Below are 16,853 nucleotides of genomic sequence, written 5' to 3'. Positions count from 1 at the left end.
CGGCGGTCGAGCCTGTCGAGATCCCTGTCGAGATCCCCGCCCCGACACAGTAACTCCACAGCCCCGTCAGGTAAAAATGTCATCCGACTATTTTTCTCGGACAAGCGTCCGGGCGCTCTCAGGAGTGACCACCGGTGGAGACCACGATGACCAGAAACACTCTTGACCACTTCGATGTCGTCGTCATCGGCGCGGGGCCGGCTGGAACGGCCGCAGCGCTCCGGGCCGCCGAACTGGGAGCCCGCGTCGCCGTGGCGGAGGCCGACCGGCTCGGCGGAACCTGCGTGAACACGGGGTGCGTGCCGACGCGGGTGCTCGCCAAGGCGGCACGCCTGATGCGCGAGGTGCGCACGGCGGATACCTATGGAATCGTGGTCAGCGACCCGCGCATCGACTGGGCCACCATGGTCGATCGGGTGCAGTCGCGGGTGAACAAGGTACGCTCGATCAAGAGCGAGGCCGAGCGGTTCGAGGCTTCGGGAATCGAACTGGTTCTGGAAGGCCGGGCGCGATTCATCGATCCGCACTCCGTGGTCCTGGACACCGGCCGCATCCTCACCGCCGACACGTTCCTGGTCTGCGTCGGCGGGCACTCTCGGCGCCTGCCCGTGCCGGGGGCGCACCTGGCGACAGTCCCGGAAGACATCCTGAAGCTGCCGGCCCTTCCCCGACGGGTCGCCGTGATCGGCGCCGGCAACACCGGCGCACAACTAGTCACGGTGTTCAGCTCCTTCGGCTCGGCGGTGACCCTGCTCGACGTCGCCCCGCGCATCCTGACGGCATCGGATTCCGACATCTCCGACACGGTGTCGACGGCATTCCGCCGGCAGGGTGTGGCCGTGCACACGGGAATTGACACGGTGACCGCGATCCAGCAGCAAGCCGACGGAACCCTCACCCTGTCCTGGCGCGAGAACGGAGCGGGGCAGTCCGCCGACTTCGATGCCGTCATCATGTCCACCGGCTGGCCAGCGGATGTCGACGACCTGGGACTCGATCAGGCCGGCATCACCACCGAACGTTCGGCGATCCCGGTGGACCTGTACTTCCGGAGCGTCGTGCCTCACATTTTCGCCGTCGGCGACGCGAATGGACGGGACATGCTCGTGCAGGCCGCCCAGTTCGAGGGTGAAGCCGCCGCCGAGAACGCGGTGCTGGGCGCCAATCGCAGAACGCCGCACCACCTGCTCCCTGCCGGCGGCTTCACCGACCCCGACTACGCGGGCGTGGGGTTCACCGAGGAGGAGGCCAGGGCTCGGGACCCGCACTGCGTCGTCGCGACAGTGCCCTATTCCGAGCTCGACCGCGCTGTGATCGACGGCCGGAACCTGGGGTTCCTCAAGCTGATCGCCGACCGGCGGCGGGAACTGATCCTCGGCGCCCACGCCACCGGGGAGAACGCGGTCGAGGTGATCCAGTCCGTGACGACGGCGATGGCCGCCGGAGTCGACGTTGCCACCCTGGCCGGGGTGCGCTTCGCCTACCCCACCTACAGCGCGGTCATCGGCCTCACGGCCCGTCGTCTGCTGCTGGAGGCGCCGGAGCCGGTCGCGGTGGCCGCGCCTGCCCCGGTGGCCGCGCCTGCCCCGGTGGCCGCGCCAATCCCGCGGTGATCGAGCCGGTCGCGGTGATCGAGCCTGTCGAGATGCCCGACAAGCCCGATCTCCGGCCTACGGGCGCAGCAGCACCTTGATGGCGCGCCGCTCGTCCATGGCGGCGTAGGCCTCGGCGACCTCGGACAGCGGCAGCTGCAGGTCGAACACGCGGCCGGGGTTGATGGCGCCCGAGAGCACCTCCGGCAGCAGCTCTTCCGCGTAACCGCGTACGGATGCGACGCCGCCGTTCAGACCCACGTTCCGCCCGAACAGCGGGCGAACCTCGATCGGTCCGCCGGTGGGCACGCCGACATAGCCGACCATTCCGCCGGGACGGGCCGACGCGATCGCCTGCTCCATCGATTCCTTGGTGCCGACGCACTCGAGCACGCAGTCCGCGCCGATGCCGTCGAAGAGTTCACGGATGCGGGCCACACCGGCCTCGCCGCGCTCCTCGACGACGTCGGTGGCGCCGAACTCGCGGGCCACGACCTGGCGTTCGGGGTGGCGCGACATGGCCACGATCCGGGATGCCCCGAGCCGCTTGGCCGCGATGATGGCGCAGAGGCCGACCGCGCCGTCGCCGACGACGACGACCGTGCTGCCCGCGGTCACACCGGCGGAGACCGCGGCGTGGTGGCCGGTGCCCATGACGTCGGCGAGGGTCAGCAGACCGGGAACCTGGGCGTCGGTGGGCAGCGTCGGCGTCGCCACGAGCGACCCGTCGGCGTGCGGCACGCGCACCTTCTCGCCCTGGGCGCCATCGGCGAAGCCGCCGAGCTGGTCGTCCGAGCCCCACCAGCCGCCGTGCAGGCAGGAGGTGCTGGTGCCGTTCTGGCAGTTGATGCAGGTATTGTCGCAGTCGTAGAACGGCGCGATGACGAAGTCGCCGACCTTGATCCGGCTCACGTCGGCGCCGATCTCCTCGACGATGCCGACGAACTCGTGGCCGATTCGTTTCGGCTCCTCGGTGGGCTGGATTCCCCGGTAGGGCCAGAGGTCTGAGCCACAGACGCAGGCTGCGACGACGCGCACGATGGCGTCACCGCCGGTGGAGAGAATCGGATCGGATACTTCTTCGAGGCGGATGTCCCGTTCCCCGTAAATCACTGTTGCACGCATGGTCAAAGCCTAAGCCCGCCCACCTGACCGTCTCCCGACGGCCAGGGGAGCGGCGGCGACGGGAAGCCCTACAACAGCGCGTCGTCGTCGAGGTCGACCGGGTCCGAAACCAGCAGCGGGGCGGAGGCGACGCTGAGCGAGTCCCCGTCCGGCGCCAAGTCCACGCGCACCGTGTCGCCGTCCCGCACGGCGCCCGACAGGATCGCGGTCGCCAGCTTGTCATCGATCTCGGTCTGCATCAGCCGGCGCAGCGGGCGGGCGCCGTAGATCGGGTCGTAGCCGCGCTCCGCCAGCCAGGTGCGGGCATCCGGGGTCACCCCCAGCTCGAGCCGGCGCTCGACCAGCCGCTTTTCCAGCCGGTCCACCATCAGCCCGACGATCTGGCCGAGGTCCTCCATCGACAGCGTCTGGAACACCACGATGTCATCGAGACGGTTGACGAACTCGGGCTTGAACGTCTGGCGCACGAGCGTCTGCACGGCAGCCTCCTTCTCCTCCCGGCTGAGCACCGGGTCGATCAGGAACGCCGACCCGAGGTTCGAGGTCAGCACCAGGATCGTGTTGCGGAAGTCCACGGTGCGGCCCTGGCCATCCGTCAGCCGGCCGTCGTCGAGTACCTGCAGCAAGACATCGAAGACCTCCGGATGCGCCTTCTCCACCTCGTCGAACAGGATCACCGAATACGGGCGGCGGCGCACGGCCTCGGTCAGCTGCCCGCCCTGCTCATAGCCGATATAGCCGGGAGGCGCCCCGACCAGGCGGGACACGGAAAACTTCTCCCCGTACTCGCTCATGTCGATGCGCACCATCGCCTTCTCGTCGTCGAAAAGGAACTCGGCGAGCGCCTTCGCGAGCTCTGTCTTGCCCACGCCGGTCGGCCCGAGGAAGAGAAACGAACCGGTCGGCCGGTCCGGGTCAGAGATACCGGCTCGGCTGCGGCGCACGGCGTCGGCGACCGCCCGCACGGCCTGCCTCTGCCCGACCAGGCGGTGCCCGAGCTCACCCTCGAGGTTCAGCAGCTTCTCCGTCTCGCCCTGCAGCAGCCGGCCCACCGGGATGCCCGTCCACATGGCGACCACTGCGGCGATGTCCTCGGCGGTGACCTGATCATTGACCATGCGCGGCCCGTCGGACTCCGCCTGCTCGGCCGCGGCGAGCTCCTTCTCCATCTTGGGGATGTCGCCGTAGAGCAGCCGGGACGCCTTCTCCAGGTTGCCCTCCCGTTCGGCCCGGTCCGCCGCGCTGCGCGCGGTGTCGAGCCGCTCCTTGAGCCCGCCGACCCGGTTCAGCGAGGCGCGTTCCTTCTCCCAGCGTGTCTGCAGCTCGGTCAGTTTCAGCTCACGATCCTCGAGGTCGCCGCGCAGCTTCTCCAGCCGGGCCTTCGACGCGTCGTCCTTCTCCTTCTTCAGCGCGAGTTCCTCCAGCTTGAGCCGGTCCACGCTGCGCCGCAGCTCGTCGATCTCCACCGGGGCGGAGTCGATCTCCATCCTGAGCCGGCTGGCGGCCTCGTCGATCAGGTCGATGGCCTTGTCGGGCAGCTGGCGGGCCGTGATGTACCGGTTGGAGAGGGATGCCGCGGCCACCAGTGCCGCGTCCGCGATCAACACCTTGTGGTGCGCCTCGTAGCGCTCCTTGAGGCCGCGCAGGATGGCCACGGTGTCTTCCACGCTCGGCTCGTCGACCAGCACCGGCTGGAAGCGGCGCTCGAGGGCGGCATCCTTCTCAATGAATCCGCGATACTCGTTGAGCGTGGTCGCGCCGATCAGGCGCAGTTCGCCGCGCGCGAGCATGGGCTTGAGCATGTTGGAGGCAGCCACGGAGCCCTCGCCGCCGCCGGCACCCATCAGGGTGTGCAGTTCGTCGACGAAGGTGATGATCTGGCCCTGCGCGTCGTTGATCTCCTTGAGCACGGCCTTGAGCCGTTCCTCGAACTCACCGCGATACTTCGCCCCGGCCACCAGGGCCGCCAGGTCGAGGGCCACCAGTTGCTTGCCCTTGAGGGAATCGGCCACGTCGCCGGCCACGATGCGCTGGGCCAGGCCCTCCACCACGGCGGTCTTGCCCACGCCGGGTTCCCCGATCAGCACCGGGTTGTTCTTGGTGCGGCGGGTGAGCACCTGGCTGACCCGGCGGATTTCGGCGTCCCGCCCGATCACCGGGTCGAGCTTGCCGCTCTTGGCGATCTCGGTGAGGTTGACGCCGTACTGCTGCAGCGCCGTCTTCGCTTCGTCCTGGGGCGGTTGCTGACCTGCTTGCATCGGAGGATCCTCTCTCGGGCCGGCCGCTCGCGCCGCAGGTCGGTGGAAAAGCTGAGTCTGATGGACTCAAGTTTAGAGGACATCGGGAAAACGCGCCAGCGGTTCGGGGGCGAACGGGCCCGCAAGGCCCGCCTGCACCCCCCGTCACGACTCAATTTCCCCCGGGGTATCCGGATTCCTCTGTCGGATGCCATACTTACCGAACAAAAGACCCGTTTCTATACTCAGCGCAGAGGATCAGGCCCGTGGCCACCCCCACCCTTAAAAACTTCATCAATGGCCGCTTCGTCGCTCCCGCCGGCACCGAGCTGCTTCACATCGTCGATCCCACGACGGGACGCCTGGTCGCGCTGGCCCCGGTGTCCACAGCGGCCGACGTCGACGATGCGATGACCGCCGCGAAGAGCGCCTTCCGCACCTGGGGGCGCACAACCCCCTCCGAACGACAGCGCGCGCTGCTGCGCCTCGCTGACGCGATCGACGCCGAGAGCGACGCCATCGTGGAGGCCCAGCACCGCAACACCGGTCAGCCCCGTGCCACGATCGCCGCCGACGAGGTCGCGGCCGGTGCCGACCAGCTGCGTTTCTTCGCGGGTGCCGCCCGCCTGCTCGAGGGCAAGTCCGCCGGTGAATACCTGCCCGGCATGACTTCCTGGGTGCGCCGGGAGCCGATCGGTGTGGTCGGCCAGGTCACCCCGTGGAACTTCCCCTTCCTGATGGCGATCTGGAAGATCGGCCCGGCGCTGGCCGCCGGCAACACCCTCGTTCTCAAGCCCAGCGACACCACCCCCGAGTCGACCCTCGAACTCGCCCGGATCAGCCAGGGCATCCTCCCCGACGGCGTGATGAACATCGTGCTCGGAAACGGCGGGACCGGGGCCGCGATCGTCGAGCATCCGGTGCCGGGCCTGGTCTCGATCACCGGCAGCGTGCGGGCCGGCATGGCCGTCGCCGCAGGCGCCGCGAAGACGCTCAAGCGGGCCCACCTCGAGCTCGGTGGCAAGGCGCCGGCCCTGGTCTTCGCCGGCGTGGACGTGGCGAAGACCGCCGCCGCCATCGCCGACTTCTCCTTCTACAACGCCGGGCAGGACTGCACGGCCATCACCCGGGTACTCGTGCACGAGTCGATCCACGACGAGTTCGTCGAGGCCTTCGTCGCCGAGGCCCGCGGCCGCACCACCGGGTCGGCCGACGACGCCGACAACTACTTCGGTCCGCTCAACAACGTCAACCACTTCGGCGACGTCGTGCGGAAGGTCGCCGCCCTGCCCGACCACGCCGTGATCGCCACCGGCGGCCACCAGGTCGGTACCGAGGGCTTCTACTTCGAGCCCACCGTTGTCACCCAGGTGCGGCAAACGGATGCGATCGTGCAGGAGGAAACGTTCGGCCCGGTGATCACGGTGCAGCCCTTCAGCTCGGAGGAGGACGCGGTCACGCTCGCGAACGATGTCAACTATGCGTTGGCGTCCAGCGTCTGGACTCGCGACCACGCCACGGCCATGCGGGTCTCCCGCGACCTCGACTTCGGCGCGGTGTGGATCAACACCCACATCCTGCTGACCGCCGAGATGCCGCACGGCGGGTTCAAGCAGTCCGGTTACGGCAAGGACCTGTCGATGTACGGCGTCGAGGACTACACCCGGATCAAGCATGTGATGAGCGCGCTCGAATAACCGGCCTCGACAACCGGGTCTCGACAGGCTCGACCCAGAAGCCCGACCACAGACCGCCCGATTCATGGAGAACAGAGGAAGATCGTTGACATTCCATCCGCTCGACCCGCTGTCCGCCGTTGAGTTCACCGCCGCCGTGGCCGTTCTCGCCCGTGAGCGCGGCGTCGCCGACGGGTGGCGGTTCACCTCGATCGAGCTGGTCGAGCCCTCCCGGAGCGCCGTCGCCGGGTTCGCGGCCACGGGAGCGGTTCCTGACCGTCGCGCCCGGCTGGTCGTGCTCAACCGTGCCGAGAACACCACCTGGGTCGGCGTCGTGTCGCTCACGACCGACGCCCTGCTCGAGTGGGACACCGTTCCGGGGATGCAGGCGAACTTCACCGTCGACGAGTGGGAGGAGGCCGACGCCGCCCTCCGCGCCCACCCCGACGTGATCGCCGCCCTCGCCCGCCGGGGGATCACCGACCTCGACCTGGTCTTCATCGACACCTGGACCTACGGCAACGCCGTCATCCCCGACCGGTACCGCGGCCGCCGCCTGGGCTGGTCGGACGTCTGGGTGCGGGCATCCACGGAAGCCAACCCCTACGCGGGGCCGGTCAGCGGCCTCCACTTCGTGCTCGACGTCAACAGCATGGAACTGCTCGAGGTCGAGGACTCGTTCACGGTCGAACCTCCGGCGGGAATGGGCGAATACGTGCCGCACCTGGTGCCCCGGCGCATCCGGGATCGAAGCGAGCGCCCGACGCTGACGCCGCTCGACATCGTGCAGCCCGACGGCCCGAGCTTCACACTCGACGGCAACCTGGTGCAGTGGCAGAACTGGTCACTGCGGGTGGGGTTCAACTACCGAGAAGGCATGACCCTGCACACCGTGGGCTACCGGGACGGCGGCCGGGTGCGCCCCATCGCCAACCGGTTGTCGTTCGCGGAGATGGTCGTGCCGTACCGCGACCCCAGTGTCGACCACTTCCGCCGCACGGCCTTCGACGTCGGCGAGTGGGGTCTGGGCTTCATGACCACCTCGCTCGAACTCGGCTGCGATTGCCTGGGCGAAATCCGCTACCTCGACGCCGTGCTGCACAACAGCAAGGGCGAGCCGTACAGCATCCCGAACGCGTTCTGCATCCACGAGGAAGACAACGCGGTGCTCTGGAAGCACGTCGACCACAACGGCAGTGCCGAGGTGCGACGGATGCGCCGGCTCGTCGTGTCCTTCCACGTCACGGTCGCGAACTACGAGTACCTCGTCTACTGGCGCTTCTACCAGGACGGCAACATGGAGTGCGAGGTGCGCGCCACCGGAATCATGGTGGTGACCCACCTCGACGAGGGCCAGCCGCACCCCAACGGCACCCTGGTCGACACGCGCACCTACGCGCCGTTCCACCAGCATTTCATCGTGGCCCGGATGGACCTCGACGTCGACGGCCCGGAGAACACGGTGTTCCGCACCGAGACCCAGGTCGAGCCGATCAGCGCCGCGAACCCGCTCGGCCTCGCGCTCACGCAGCAGAACACCCCGATCGAGACCGAGGGGTTCGACGACTACAACTGGGACACCCAGCGGGCCTGGAAGGTCGTGAACGAGAACTTGCTCAACGGCCTCGGCACGCCGGTGTCCTACAAGCTGGTGCCCGGCGGCGCCATCCCCTCCTTCTTCGACCGTTCGGCGCCCGCTCTCCAGCGCGCCCAGGTGATCGGGCACACGGTCTGGGTCACCCCGAACGACGAGACCGAGCGTTGGCCGTGCGGCGAGTTCGTGAACCAGAGCGCGGTCGACCACGGCCTACCCGAGTGGATCCAGGCCGGACGGCCGGTGCGGAACGCGGATGTCGTGCTCTGGTATGTTTTCGGCATCCACCACATCACCCGGCCGGAGGAGTGGCCGATCATGGCCGTCGATACCGTGTCGTTCTGGCTCAAGCCGGTCGGTTTCTTCGACCGCAATCCGTCGCTCGATGTGGAACCGCGTCCGGCGCACTGTGCGCCGGACGAGCACGCCCAGCACGCGCACGACGCAGACCACCATGACCACTGAGTGCGACACCCGTCGCGAACCGAGGGAGAAACCAGCGTGACCCGAGTAGCCAACTACGTCGTCGCCTACGAAGCGACCGAACGGGGCAATGACACCGTCGAGCTGGGTGTCGCGCTGGCGCGCCTGACCCGCTCCGAGCTGCGTCTGTGCCTTGTGCTTCCGCATCATTCGTCCACCGTCCCGGCCCGGGTCGGCGCCGTGTCCTCCCCCGACTACCAGGCGCTGCTCGAGGTGCAGGCCCTCGAATGGCTCGAACAGGGCCGGGCCCTGGTTCCCGATGACGTGGTCGCCACCACGCATCTGCTCTACGCCGACTCCACCACGGAGGGACTGCTCCAGGCCGCCCGCACGTTCGACTCGGACCGCATCGTCGTCGGGGCCTCGCGCCGCGGCCTGATGAACCGATTCACGATCGGCAGTGTCGCCAGCGCGCTCCTGCACGCCTCACCGGTGCCCGTCGCGCTCGCTCCCCGCGGCTACCAGGCTCCCGCGCAGCTGACCCGGATCACCTGCGCCATCGGCACCCGGCCGGGCTGGAAGGCGCTGCTCGACTCGCTGGTGGCCTTCTCGGAGGACCTCACCGTCGACCTGCGCTTCGTCACGCTCGTGGAGGTCGACGCCGGTCGTCGACACCCGGTCGAGGTCACCGAGAGCCAGGCCCACCTCGCCGGCGTGCTGGAGTACTTCCAGAGCCGGTCGAAGGCGAGCGGCACCATCACCACCGAGGTCGGGTCCGGTCACAGCGTCGAGACCGCCGTCGAGGCCCTCGACTGGCAGCAGTCCGAAATCGCCTTCGTCGGGTCCAGCCGGCTGGCCCAGCCGACCACGATCTTCCTCGGCATCACCGCTCACCGCATGCTGCACGCGCTCCCCGTTCCCCTCATCGTGGTTCCCACCGGCACTGACGCCCGTAAGCCGCACTGACCGAAAGGACAGTCCTATGACTAGCCAATCTCCCTCCTCGGGCTCCACGCCCGGCACCACCACCCTCACCGGCGGCCTGTCCGAAAAGGGCCTCAGCGCCGGCTCGATCGGGCTGCTCGGCGCCACGGTCATCGGCATCTCGAGCATCGCGCCGGCGTACACCCTGACGGCCTCCCTCGGCCCGACCGTCGCGGCCGTCGGCGCCCAGATGCCCGGCATCTTCCTGGTGGGGTTCATCCCCATGCTGCTGGTGGCGCTCGGCTATCGCGAACTCAACAACGCCATGCCGGATGCCGGCACGTCCTTCACCTGGGCCACCCGCGCCTTCGGGCCGTGGCTGGGCTGGATGGGCGGCTGGGGTCTGATCGTCGCGACCGTGGTCGTGCTCTCCAACCTGGCCGGAGTCGCCGTCGACTTCTTCTATCTGATGCTCGCGCAGCTGTTCGGCAACCCTGGCCTCGCCGACCTGACCAACAACGCGGTGATCAACGTGCTCACCTGTCTGGTGTTCATGGTGGCGGCCGCCTACGTCTCCTACCGCGGCATGGAGACCACCAAGGCCGTGCAGTACGTGCTCGTCGCCTTCCAGCTGGTCGTGCTGGTCTGGTTCAGCGTCGCCGCCCTGACCCAGGTCGCCGAAGGCACCGCCTTCGACGCGCTGGCATTCAGTGCCGACTGGTTCAACCCGTTCCTCGCCCCCTCGTTCTCGGCCTTCGCAGCCGGGGTCTCGCTCTCGATCTTCATCTTCTGGGGTTGGGACGTCACCCTGACCATGAACGAGGAGACCAGGAACCCGAAGACCACCCCCGGGCGCGCGGCGACGCTGACCATCGGCATCATCTTCGCGCTGTACATCCTCGTGGCGGTCGCCACCCTGATGTTCTCCGGCGTCGGTGCCGGCGAATTCGGCCTCGGCAACGAGGAGATCCAGGGCAATGTATTCGCCCCCCTGGCCGGACCGGTAATGGGCCCCTTCGCCATCCTGATGTCGCTGGCCGTGTTGTCGAGTTCGGCCGCGTCGCTCCAGTCGACCTTCGTCGGGCCGGCGCGCACCATGCTCTCGATGGGCCACTACAAGGCGTTCCCGAAACGGTTCGCCTCGATCAGCCCGCGCTACAAGTCCCCGGCCTTCGCCACCGTGATGGCGGGCGCCGTGGCCTGGGGCTTCTACGCGATCATGCGCGTGCTCAGCACGGATGTGCTCACCGACACCATCCTCACTCTGGGCATGATGATCTGCTTCTACTACGGGGTCACCGCGTTCGCCTGCGTCTGGTACTTCCGTGACTCGCTGCACGGCCCCCGGGCCATCCTGCTCAAGCTCCTGGCACCGCTGATCGGCGGTGTCATCCTGCTGGTCATCTTCGCCACCACGCTGTACGACAGCATGAACCCCGACTACGGCAGCGGGTCGAACATCGGCGGTGTCGGACTCGTCTTCATCCTCGCTATGGTGCTCTTCATCGGTGGCATCGTGCTGATGCTCATCCAGCACAGGGTCAACCCGGACTTCTTCCAGGGGAAAACGCTGACAACGGGATCCTCGAANGGAAAACGCTGACAACGGGATCCTCGAAGGAACACGGGCACGTGGAGTAGCCCCCTGCCGTAACCGGCCGGGCCTGCCCCGGCCGGGCACGGCTCGGCCAGGGCGCGGCTCGGCCAGGGCGCGGCCCGGCCAGGGCGCGGCTCGGCCAGGGCACATGGAAGAATGGGTCCCGCCATGGCCCACACGCTCAGCTCCCACGACATCGCGCTCCTTGTGGGCAGCCAGGCCTTCTCGCGCGGCGAACGCTACGCCCGCAACGGCCACGTCGAGGTTGAGACCTGGTTCGGTTCGGGCACCCAGCTCTTCGGCTCTGTGCGCGGTTCGCACCGCACGCCCTATTCGGTGACCGTCTCGTTCACCCTTGATTCCACCGGCGCAACGGTGCGGGCATCCGGCGTCTGCACCTGCCCGATGAAGCGAAACTGCAAGCATGTCGCCGCGCTGCTGATCGACAGCCAGGGCGGTGCCGTGAGGGGCAGCCTCGGCCGGGTTCCGGGTGACTCAGACACCCACGACACTCTCCTGGGCCGCGAGCCCGGTTCCGCCCCGGCCGTGTTCCCCGCACGGGCCGCGTGGCGCAGCGCGCTGGCCCCGCTGGCGCGTCCGGATTCGGCGGCGGCAGGCAGTAAGACCCGGCTCGCACTCCAGTTCCAGCTCCTCGCTCCGGAATCCAGCCGTTTCGCCGGCCAGCCGGGGCTCCGGCGGCTCGCGGCCCGGCCCGTGGTGATGGGCAAGCAGGGCAAGTGGATCCGGGGCAGCGTCACCTGGGAGAACCTGACCACCGACGGCTCCCTCGACCGCAGCCAGCTGAGGGTGCTCTCGGCGATCTACGCCCTGCAGTTCGCGGCGCGGCCGTACTACGCGACGGCGGCACAGTGGATCCCCATCGATGCGTTCCCCGACCGGTCGCTCTGGGACCTACTCGCCGACGCGGCGAACACCGGACTTCCCCTGGTCTCCGCCACGGAGGAGCAGGATTCGGTACTCATCTCACCCGTTCCTGCGGGCCTGGAGCTGGACATCCGTCGCGCCTCCGACGGCCTCACACTGCACCCCACCCTGCTGCTGGGCGACGAACCGCAGAAGCGTGGCACCTTCGGGTTCATCGGCAACCCGGCCCACGGCGTCTACACCTGGGCCGACCCGCTCGGCGGCGCCCCTCAGATCACGCTCGCCCCGCTCTCGGGCGAGATCAGCCGGGAACTGCGCGCCATGGCCGCCTCAGACAGCATCGCCGTGCCCGGGGCCGACGAGGCCGACTTCCTGACCGAGTTCTACCCGTTCCTCCGCCACCGCATCGCCGTGACCAGCCGGGACGACTCGTTCGCCCTGCCGGAGACCCCGCAGCCGGTGCTGGCCCTGACCATCACGCACCAGACGGATGCCCGCATCGCCCTGCACTGGGAGTGGCACTACCCGGAATACCACCAGCCGCTCCGCCCGGCGCCCGGCGACAGCAGGTTTCGCGACGGCACCCGCGAGGGGCAGATCCTGCATGGGGTGCACCCGTTGCTCGCCTCCGTGCCGACGCTGGTCGGTCAGCAGACCGGCCGGCCGGTCCTGATCGAGCGGGCCACCCTGTCCGGCACCGCCATGCTCGGCTTCCTCGACACGGTGGCGCCAACCCTGGGGGCGGCCGATCACGTCACCGTCCTGGTCGCCGGGGACGCGCCGGAGTACCGCCGTGCCGACGAGGCGCCGGTGATCACCGTGGGCACCACCGAACGCCCCGGCAACCGGGACTGGTTCGACCTGCAGGTGTCGGTCAGCATCGACGGCGAGGAAATCCCGTTCGACAGCTTGTTCCGGGCCCTGGCGACCGGGCAGCAACTGATGATCCTGCCCAGCGGCACGTATTTCAGCCTCGACCGCCCCGAACTGCACACGCTCCGCCGGCTGATCGAGGAGGCGCGCGGACTGCAGGACGCCGGAGCAGAGTCCCTGGGGATCAGCCCGTTCCAAGCCGACCTCTGGGAAGAGCTGCAGGCCCTCGGGGTTGTCGCCGGCCAGGCGGCCGCGTGGCGCGACACCGTGTCGGGGCTCACCGACGTCGCCCAGATCCCGGAGCAGACGCTGCCAGCGGGGGTCGACGCCACCCTGCGCGGCTACCAGCAGGCCGGTTTCGAGTGGCTGAGTTTTCTCTACGACCACCAGCTGGGCGGCATCCTCGCCGACGACATGGGCCTCGGCAAGACCCTGCAGGCCATCGCCCTGATGGAACGGGTGCGGGAACAGCCGGGGGTGAGCGCGCCGTTCCTGGTTGTGGCTCCGACCAGCGTCGTCTCCAACTGGGCCGCCGAGTGCACCCGGTTCGCGCCCGGCCTGCGGGTGGCCGCGATCACCGAGACCGCCGGCAGGCGCAGCACCACCCTGGCCTCGCTGCACGCCGACGCGGATGTCGTGCTCACCTCGTACACACTGTTCCGGTTGGACTTCGGCGACTACGAAGCCCTGGCCTGGTCGGGCCTTCTGCTCGACGAGGCCCAGTTCGTGAAGAACCGCAAGTCCCGCGCCCACCAGTGCGCCCGCCGCCTGGACGCCCCGTTCAAGCTCGCGATCACGGGCACGCCGCTGGAAAACAACCTGATGGAGTTCTGGTCGCTGCTGTCGATCACGGCACCGGGGCTGTTTCCCAGCCCCGGCCGCTTCGGCGATTACTACCAGAAGCCGATCGAGCGGGATGCCGCCGAAGACCGGCTCGACCAACTGCGCCGCCGCATCCGCCCGTTCATGCTGCGCCGTACGAAGGAGCAGGTGGCCGGCGACCTGCCCACCAAACAGGAGCAGGTGCTCGAACTGACCCTGCACCCGAAGCACCGCGCGGTCTACGACACGCACCTGCAACGGGAGCGCCAGAAGGTGCTCGGGCTGATCGACGATATGAACGCGAACCGGTTCGAGATCTTCCGCTCGCTCACCATGTTGCGCCAGCTCAGCCTCGATGCCAGCCTCTACGACGAGAAATACGCCGACCTTCCGTCGACCAAACTCGACGTGCTCCTCGAGCTCCTCGACGACATCGTCGCCGGCGGGCACCGCACCCTCATCTTCAGCCAGTTCACCCAGTACCTGGGCAAGGCCCGCGCGCGCCTCGATGCCGCCGGCATCAGCTACTCCTACCTCGACGGCAAGACCCGCGACCGCGCACAGGTGATCGACGGCTTCAAGACCGGCGACGATTCGGTGTTCCTGATCAGCCTCAAGGCCGGCGGGTTCGGCCTCAACCTGACCGAGGCCGACTACGCCATCCTGCTCGACCCGTGGTGGAACCCGGCCACCGAGGCGCAGGCCGTGGACCGCATGCACCGCATCGGCCAGACGAAGAACGTCTTCGTCTACCGCCTGGTCTCTCGGGACACGATCGAGGAGAAGGTGATGGCCCTCAAGGCCACGAAGGCTCGCCTGTTCGAGAGCGTGATGACGACTGCGGCGGCACGCGGAACCGCCCTGACCGCCGCCGACATCCGCGAACTGCTCGCATAGCCGCGCAGCCCGCACAGCCCGCACAGCCGCGCAGCCGCGCAGCCCTCACGAGTAGGCTTTCAGCTGCCGGTCACGAGACCGCTGTCCCAGCAAGAGGTGGCCCATGCCGCAGCACCGTCCATTCGTTCCCCGGCCCGAATCCACCGTGATAGGGGCCGACGGCTGGCCGGCCGAGCTGGTCGCCGCCGTACGCGCGTCGACCGAAGCGGCCGCAGTCGCCACGCTGCCCTGGGTGGGCCGCGGCGACAAAATCGCCGCCGACCAGGCGGCCGTCGCGGCCATGCGGGCAGTGCTCCTGACCGCCCCGTTTCGCGGAACCGTCGTGATCGGTGAGGGCGAGAAGGACCACGCCCCCATGCTCGCCAACGGCGAACGGCTCGGCAGTGGTGACGGGCCCGACTGCGACATCGCGGTCGACCCGCTCGACGGCACGACCCTCGCGGCCCTGGGCCTGCCCGGCGCGGTGTGCGTGATCGCCCTCTCCCCCCGAGGCACGATGTTCGATCCCTCCGGGGTCTTCTACATGGAGAAACTCATCTCCGGCCCGGCCGGTCACGGCGTTCTGGACCTGCGTGCCTCAGCCACCCACAATCTCCGTGCCTTCGCGGCCGCACGTAGCGTCCCCGAGACCGCACTGACCGTGGCCGTGCTCGACAAACCACGCCACGTCGCGCTGATCCGCGAACTTGAGTTCGCCGGTGCGCGCGTGCTCCGCATCGCCGAGGGTGATGTGTCCACGGCCATCGCCGCCGCGTCGACGGATGCCGGGGTCGACCTGTCGATGGGCATCGGCGGCACTCCGGAGGGCGTCATCGCGGCCTGTGCCGTCCGCGCCCTCGGCGGGGTCATGCTCGGCCGAATGGCCCCGCAGAGTGATGCCGAGCGCGGCGCCGCACGCAGTGCGGGCCTCGACCTCACCCGCATCTACACCGCCGCCGACCTGGTGTCGAGCGAGCGCGTGCTGTTCGCCTCGGCCCCGGCCACCTGACCCGCTCGGTCGGCGTCCCTGACCCGCGGCGGGCCGAGCCCCGGTGGTCGAGCCCCCGCTGGTCGAGCCGGTCGAGACCCGGCGACCCAGCCCCCGCTGGTCGAGCCTGTCGAGACCCGGCGACCCAGCCCCCGCTGGTCGAGCCTGTCGAGACCCGGCGACCCAGCCCCCCGGGGCCTCCCAAGCCAACCCACACCCCACAACCGGTACCCCTGCACCCCGGCACCCCGGCACCCCACAACCGGCACCCCGCACCCGATTCCTCTCCCGCCTTCGGCACGAGAGAGAATAGAACGGTGAGTTCCACAACTACCTTCGCCCTTATCCGCCACGGCCAGACCGACTGGAATGCCGCACTGCGCATCCAGGGTCACTCCGACATCCCACTTAATGACACCGGTCGCGGACAGGCAGCGGATGCCGTCGGTGACCTGGCCGCGCACGAGTGGGACTTCGTCGTCTCCTCGCCGCTCAGCCGCGCAGCCGAGACGGCCGACCTGATCGCCGAGGGCCTCGGTCTTACCGTCACCGGTCGCATCCCGGAGATCGTCGAGCGCAACTACGGTCCTGCCGAGGGTCTCGGCGCCGGCCCCGAGTTGGACGCGCTCCGCGTGCCCGGCGGCCCCACCGGTATCGGCGGGTTCCGCGGCGCTGAGACGGAGGCCAGTGTGGCCGACCGCGGAGTCGAGGCCCTGCAGCTACTCGCGCACGAGAACCCGGGTGCCCGCATCATCGTCGTGAGTCACGGTACTCTGATTCGTCTCACCCTCATGCAGGCCCTCGATCAGCCCGTCGACACGATCCGGAACGCGTCCCTCAACGTGATCGTCCACGACGAGGCCGGTTGGACTCTCGACATTCTCAACGGCGAACCAGTCCCCGTCGCCGACCTCCTCCCCACCACGAACTAGTTCCGACCGCGAGAGCGACCGTTCCGGTCGAGAGTGGCCGTTGTGCCGGACACTCGCGTCCGAACGGGCACAGTCACCACTGGTTAGCGGCGGATGGCTCCCGTTGGCTCCCGTGCGGGGTGGCTTTCTTCGGTTGTGGTGTGTGCGCGTTGGCAGGTGGGTTTTCGGGTGTGGCTGATTCAGGACATCCGTCGCCCGTAGCCACCGGCCGGCGCGGACTAGTGCGGGGCGGGTGTGGGTGCCCGGGGCGGCGTGCTGGGTTCTCCTGAGTTGGCCACATCGTCGGTGCTTGCGGCATCACCGGTGGTT

At 68.9% G+C, this 16,853-nt stretch carries 10 protein-coding genes; 8 read left to right on the top strand and 2 right to left on the bottom strand.

All coding sequences use genetic code 11. The features are described from left to right. Nucleotides 1-146: 146 nt before the first annotated feature. Nucleotides 147-1,613 carry an NAD(P)/FAD-dependent oxidoreductase gene (locus E3O67_RS04600; protein ID WP_135102079.1) on the top strand — a complete coding sequence of 489 codons (1,467 nt, stop codon included), beginning with the start codon at nt 147-149 and terminating at the stop codon, nt 1,611-1,613. Nucleotides 1,614-1,670: 57 nt separating this feature from the next. Here the strand turns inward: E3O67_RS04600 and E3O67_RS04595 are convergent, their stop codons facing one another. After that, on the bottom strand, nt 1,671-2,717 hold the full coding sequence (locus E3O67_RS04595) for a zinc-dependent alcohol dehydrogenase family protein (protein WP_135102078.1): 1,047 nt from the start codon (nt 2,715-2,717) through the stop codon (nt 1,671-1,673). Between the two features lie 68 nt (nt 2,718-2,785). Continuing rightward, nucleotides 2,786-4,975: an ATP-dependent Clp protease ATP-binding subunit gene (locus E3O67_RS04590; RefSeq protein ID WP_135102076.1), complete on the bottom strand. Its 2,190-nt coding sequence runs from the start codon at nt 4,973-4,975 to the stop codon at nt 2,786-2,788. Nucleotides 4,976-5,220: 245 nt separating this feature from the next. Here E3O67_RS04590 and E3O67_RS04585 point away from each other — a divergent pair, with 245 nt between their 5' ends. The 7 genes from E3O67_RS04585 (at nt 5,221) to E3O67_RS04555 (ending at nt 16,544) form a co-directional block, all read left to right on the top strand. Further along, nucleotides 5,221-6,651, top strand: a complete 1,431-nt coding sequence (locus tag E3O67_RS04585) for an aminobutyraldehyde dehydrogenase (RefSeq protein WP_134428906.1) — start codon at nt 5,221-5,223, stop codon at nt 6,649-6,651. An 85-nt stretch (nt 6,652-6,736) separates the two neighbouring features. After that, entirely contained in the window at nt 6,737-8,689 is a 1,953-nt protein-coding gene (locus E3O67_RS04580) for a primary-amine oxidase (RefSeq protein ID WP_241981982.1), read from the top strand. A 36-nt stretch (nt 8,690-8,725) separates the two neighbouring features. Continuing rightward, the gene (locus E3O67_RS04575) at nt 8,726-9,613 is read left to right on the top strand and encodes a universal stress protein (protein WP_167726481.1); all 888 of its coding nucleotides are present in this window, start codon (nt 8,726-8,728) and stop codon (nt 9,611-9,613) included. Nucleotides 9,614-9,629: 16 nt separating this feature from the next. Continuing rightward, nucleotides 9,630-11,174, top strand: coding sequence for an APC family permease (locus E3O67_RS04570; protein WP_135102070.1), 1,545 nt, complete (start codon nt 9,630-9,632; stop codon nt 11,172-11,174). A gap of 162 nt (nt 11,175-11,336) precedes the next feature. Beyond that, nucleotides 11,337-14,645 (top strand): DEAD/DEAH box helicase, encoded by a 3,309-nt coding sequence (locus tag E3O67_RS17185; protein ID WP_198418952.1) that lies wholly within the window; start codon nt 11,337-11,339, stop codon nt 14,643-14,645. A 103-nt stretch (nt 14,646-14,748) separates the two neighbouring features. Further along, nucleotides 14,749-15,633 carry a fructose-bisphosphatase class II family protein gene (locus E3O67_RS04560; protein WP_135102066.1) on the top strand — a complete coding sequence of 295 codons (885 nt, stop codon included), beginning with the start codon at nt 14,749-14,751 and terminating at the stop codon, nt 15,631-15,633. A 296-nt stretch (nt 15,634-15,929) separates the two neighbouring features. Then, a complete protein-coding gene (locus E3O67_RS04555; RefSeq protein WP_134428894.1) occupies nt 15,930-16,544 on the top strand; it encodes a histidine phosphatase family protein in 615 nt (204 codons plus the stop codon). The last annotated feature ends 309 nt before the right edge of the window (nt 16,545-16,853 follow it).

This window comes from Cryobacterium sp. TMT3-29-2, assembly GCF_004564305.1.
Classification (GTDB): Bacteria; Actinomycetota; Actinomycetes; order Actinomycetales; family Microbacteriaceae; genus Cryobacterium; species Cryobacterium sinapicolor.
This window is presented reverse-complemented; position numbering and strand designations above follow the sequence as displayed.

Bases quoted from the DNA above. Each gene is read 5' to 3' on its own strand.
- E3O67_RS04560 (WP_135102066.1), top strand. From the start codon at position 14,749: ATGCCGCAGCACCGTCCATTCGTTCCCCGGCCCGAATCCACCGTGATA.
- E3O67_RS04590 (WP_135102076.1), bottom strand. From the start codon at position 4,975: ATGCAAGCAGGTCAGCAACCGCCCCAGGACGAAGCGAAGACGGCGCTG.
- E3O67_RS04595 (WP_135102078.1), bottom strand. From the start codon at position 2,717: ATGCGTGCAACAGTGATTTACGGGGAACGGGACATCCGCCTCGAAGAA.
- E3O67_RS04600 (WP_135102079.1), top strand. From the start codon at position 147: ATGACCAGAAACACTCTTGACCACTTCGATGTCGTCGTCATCGGCGCG.
- E3O67_RS17185 (WP_198418952.1), top strand. From the start codon at position 11,337: ATGGCCCACACGCTCAGCTCCCACGACATCGCGCTCCTTGTGGGCAGC.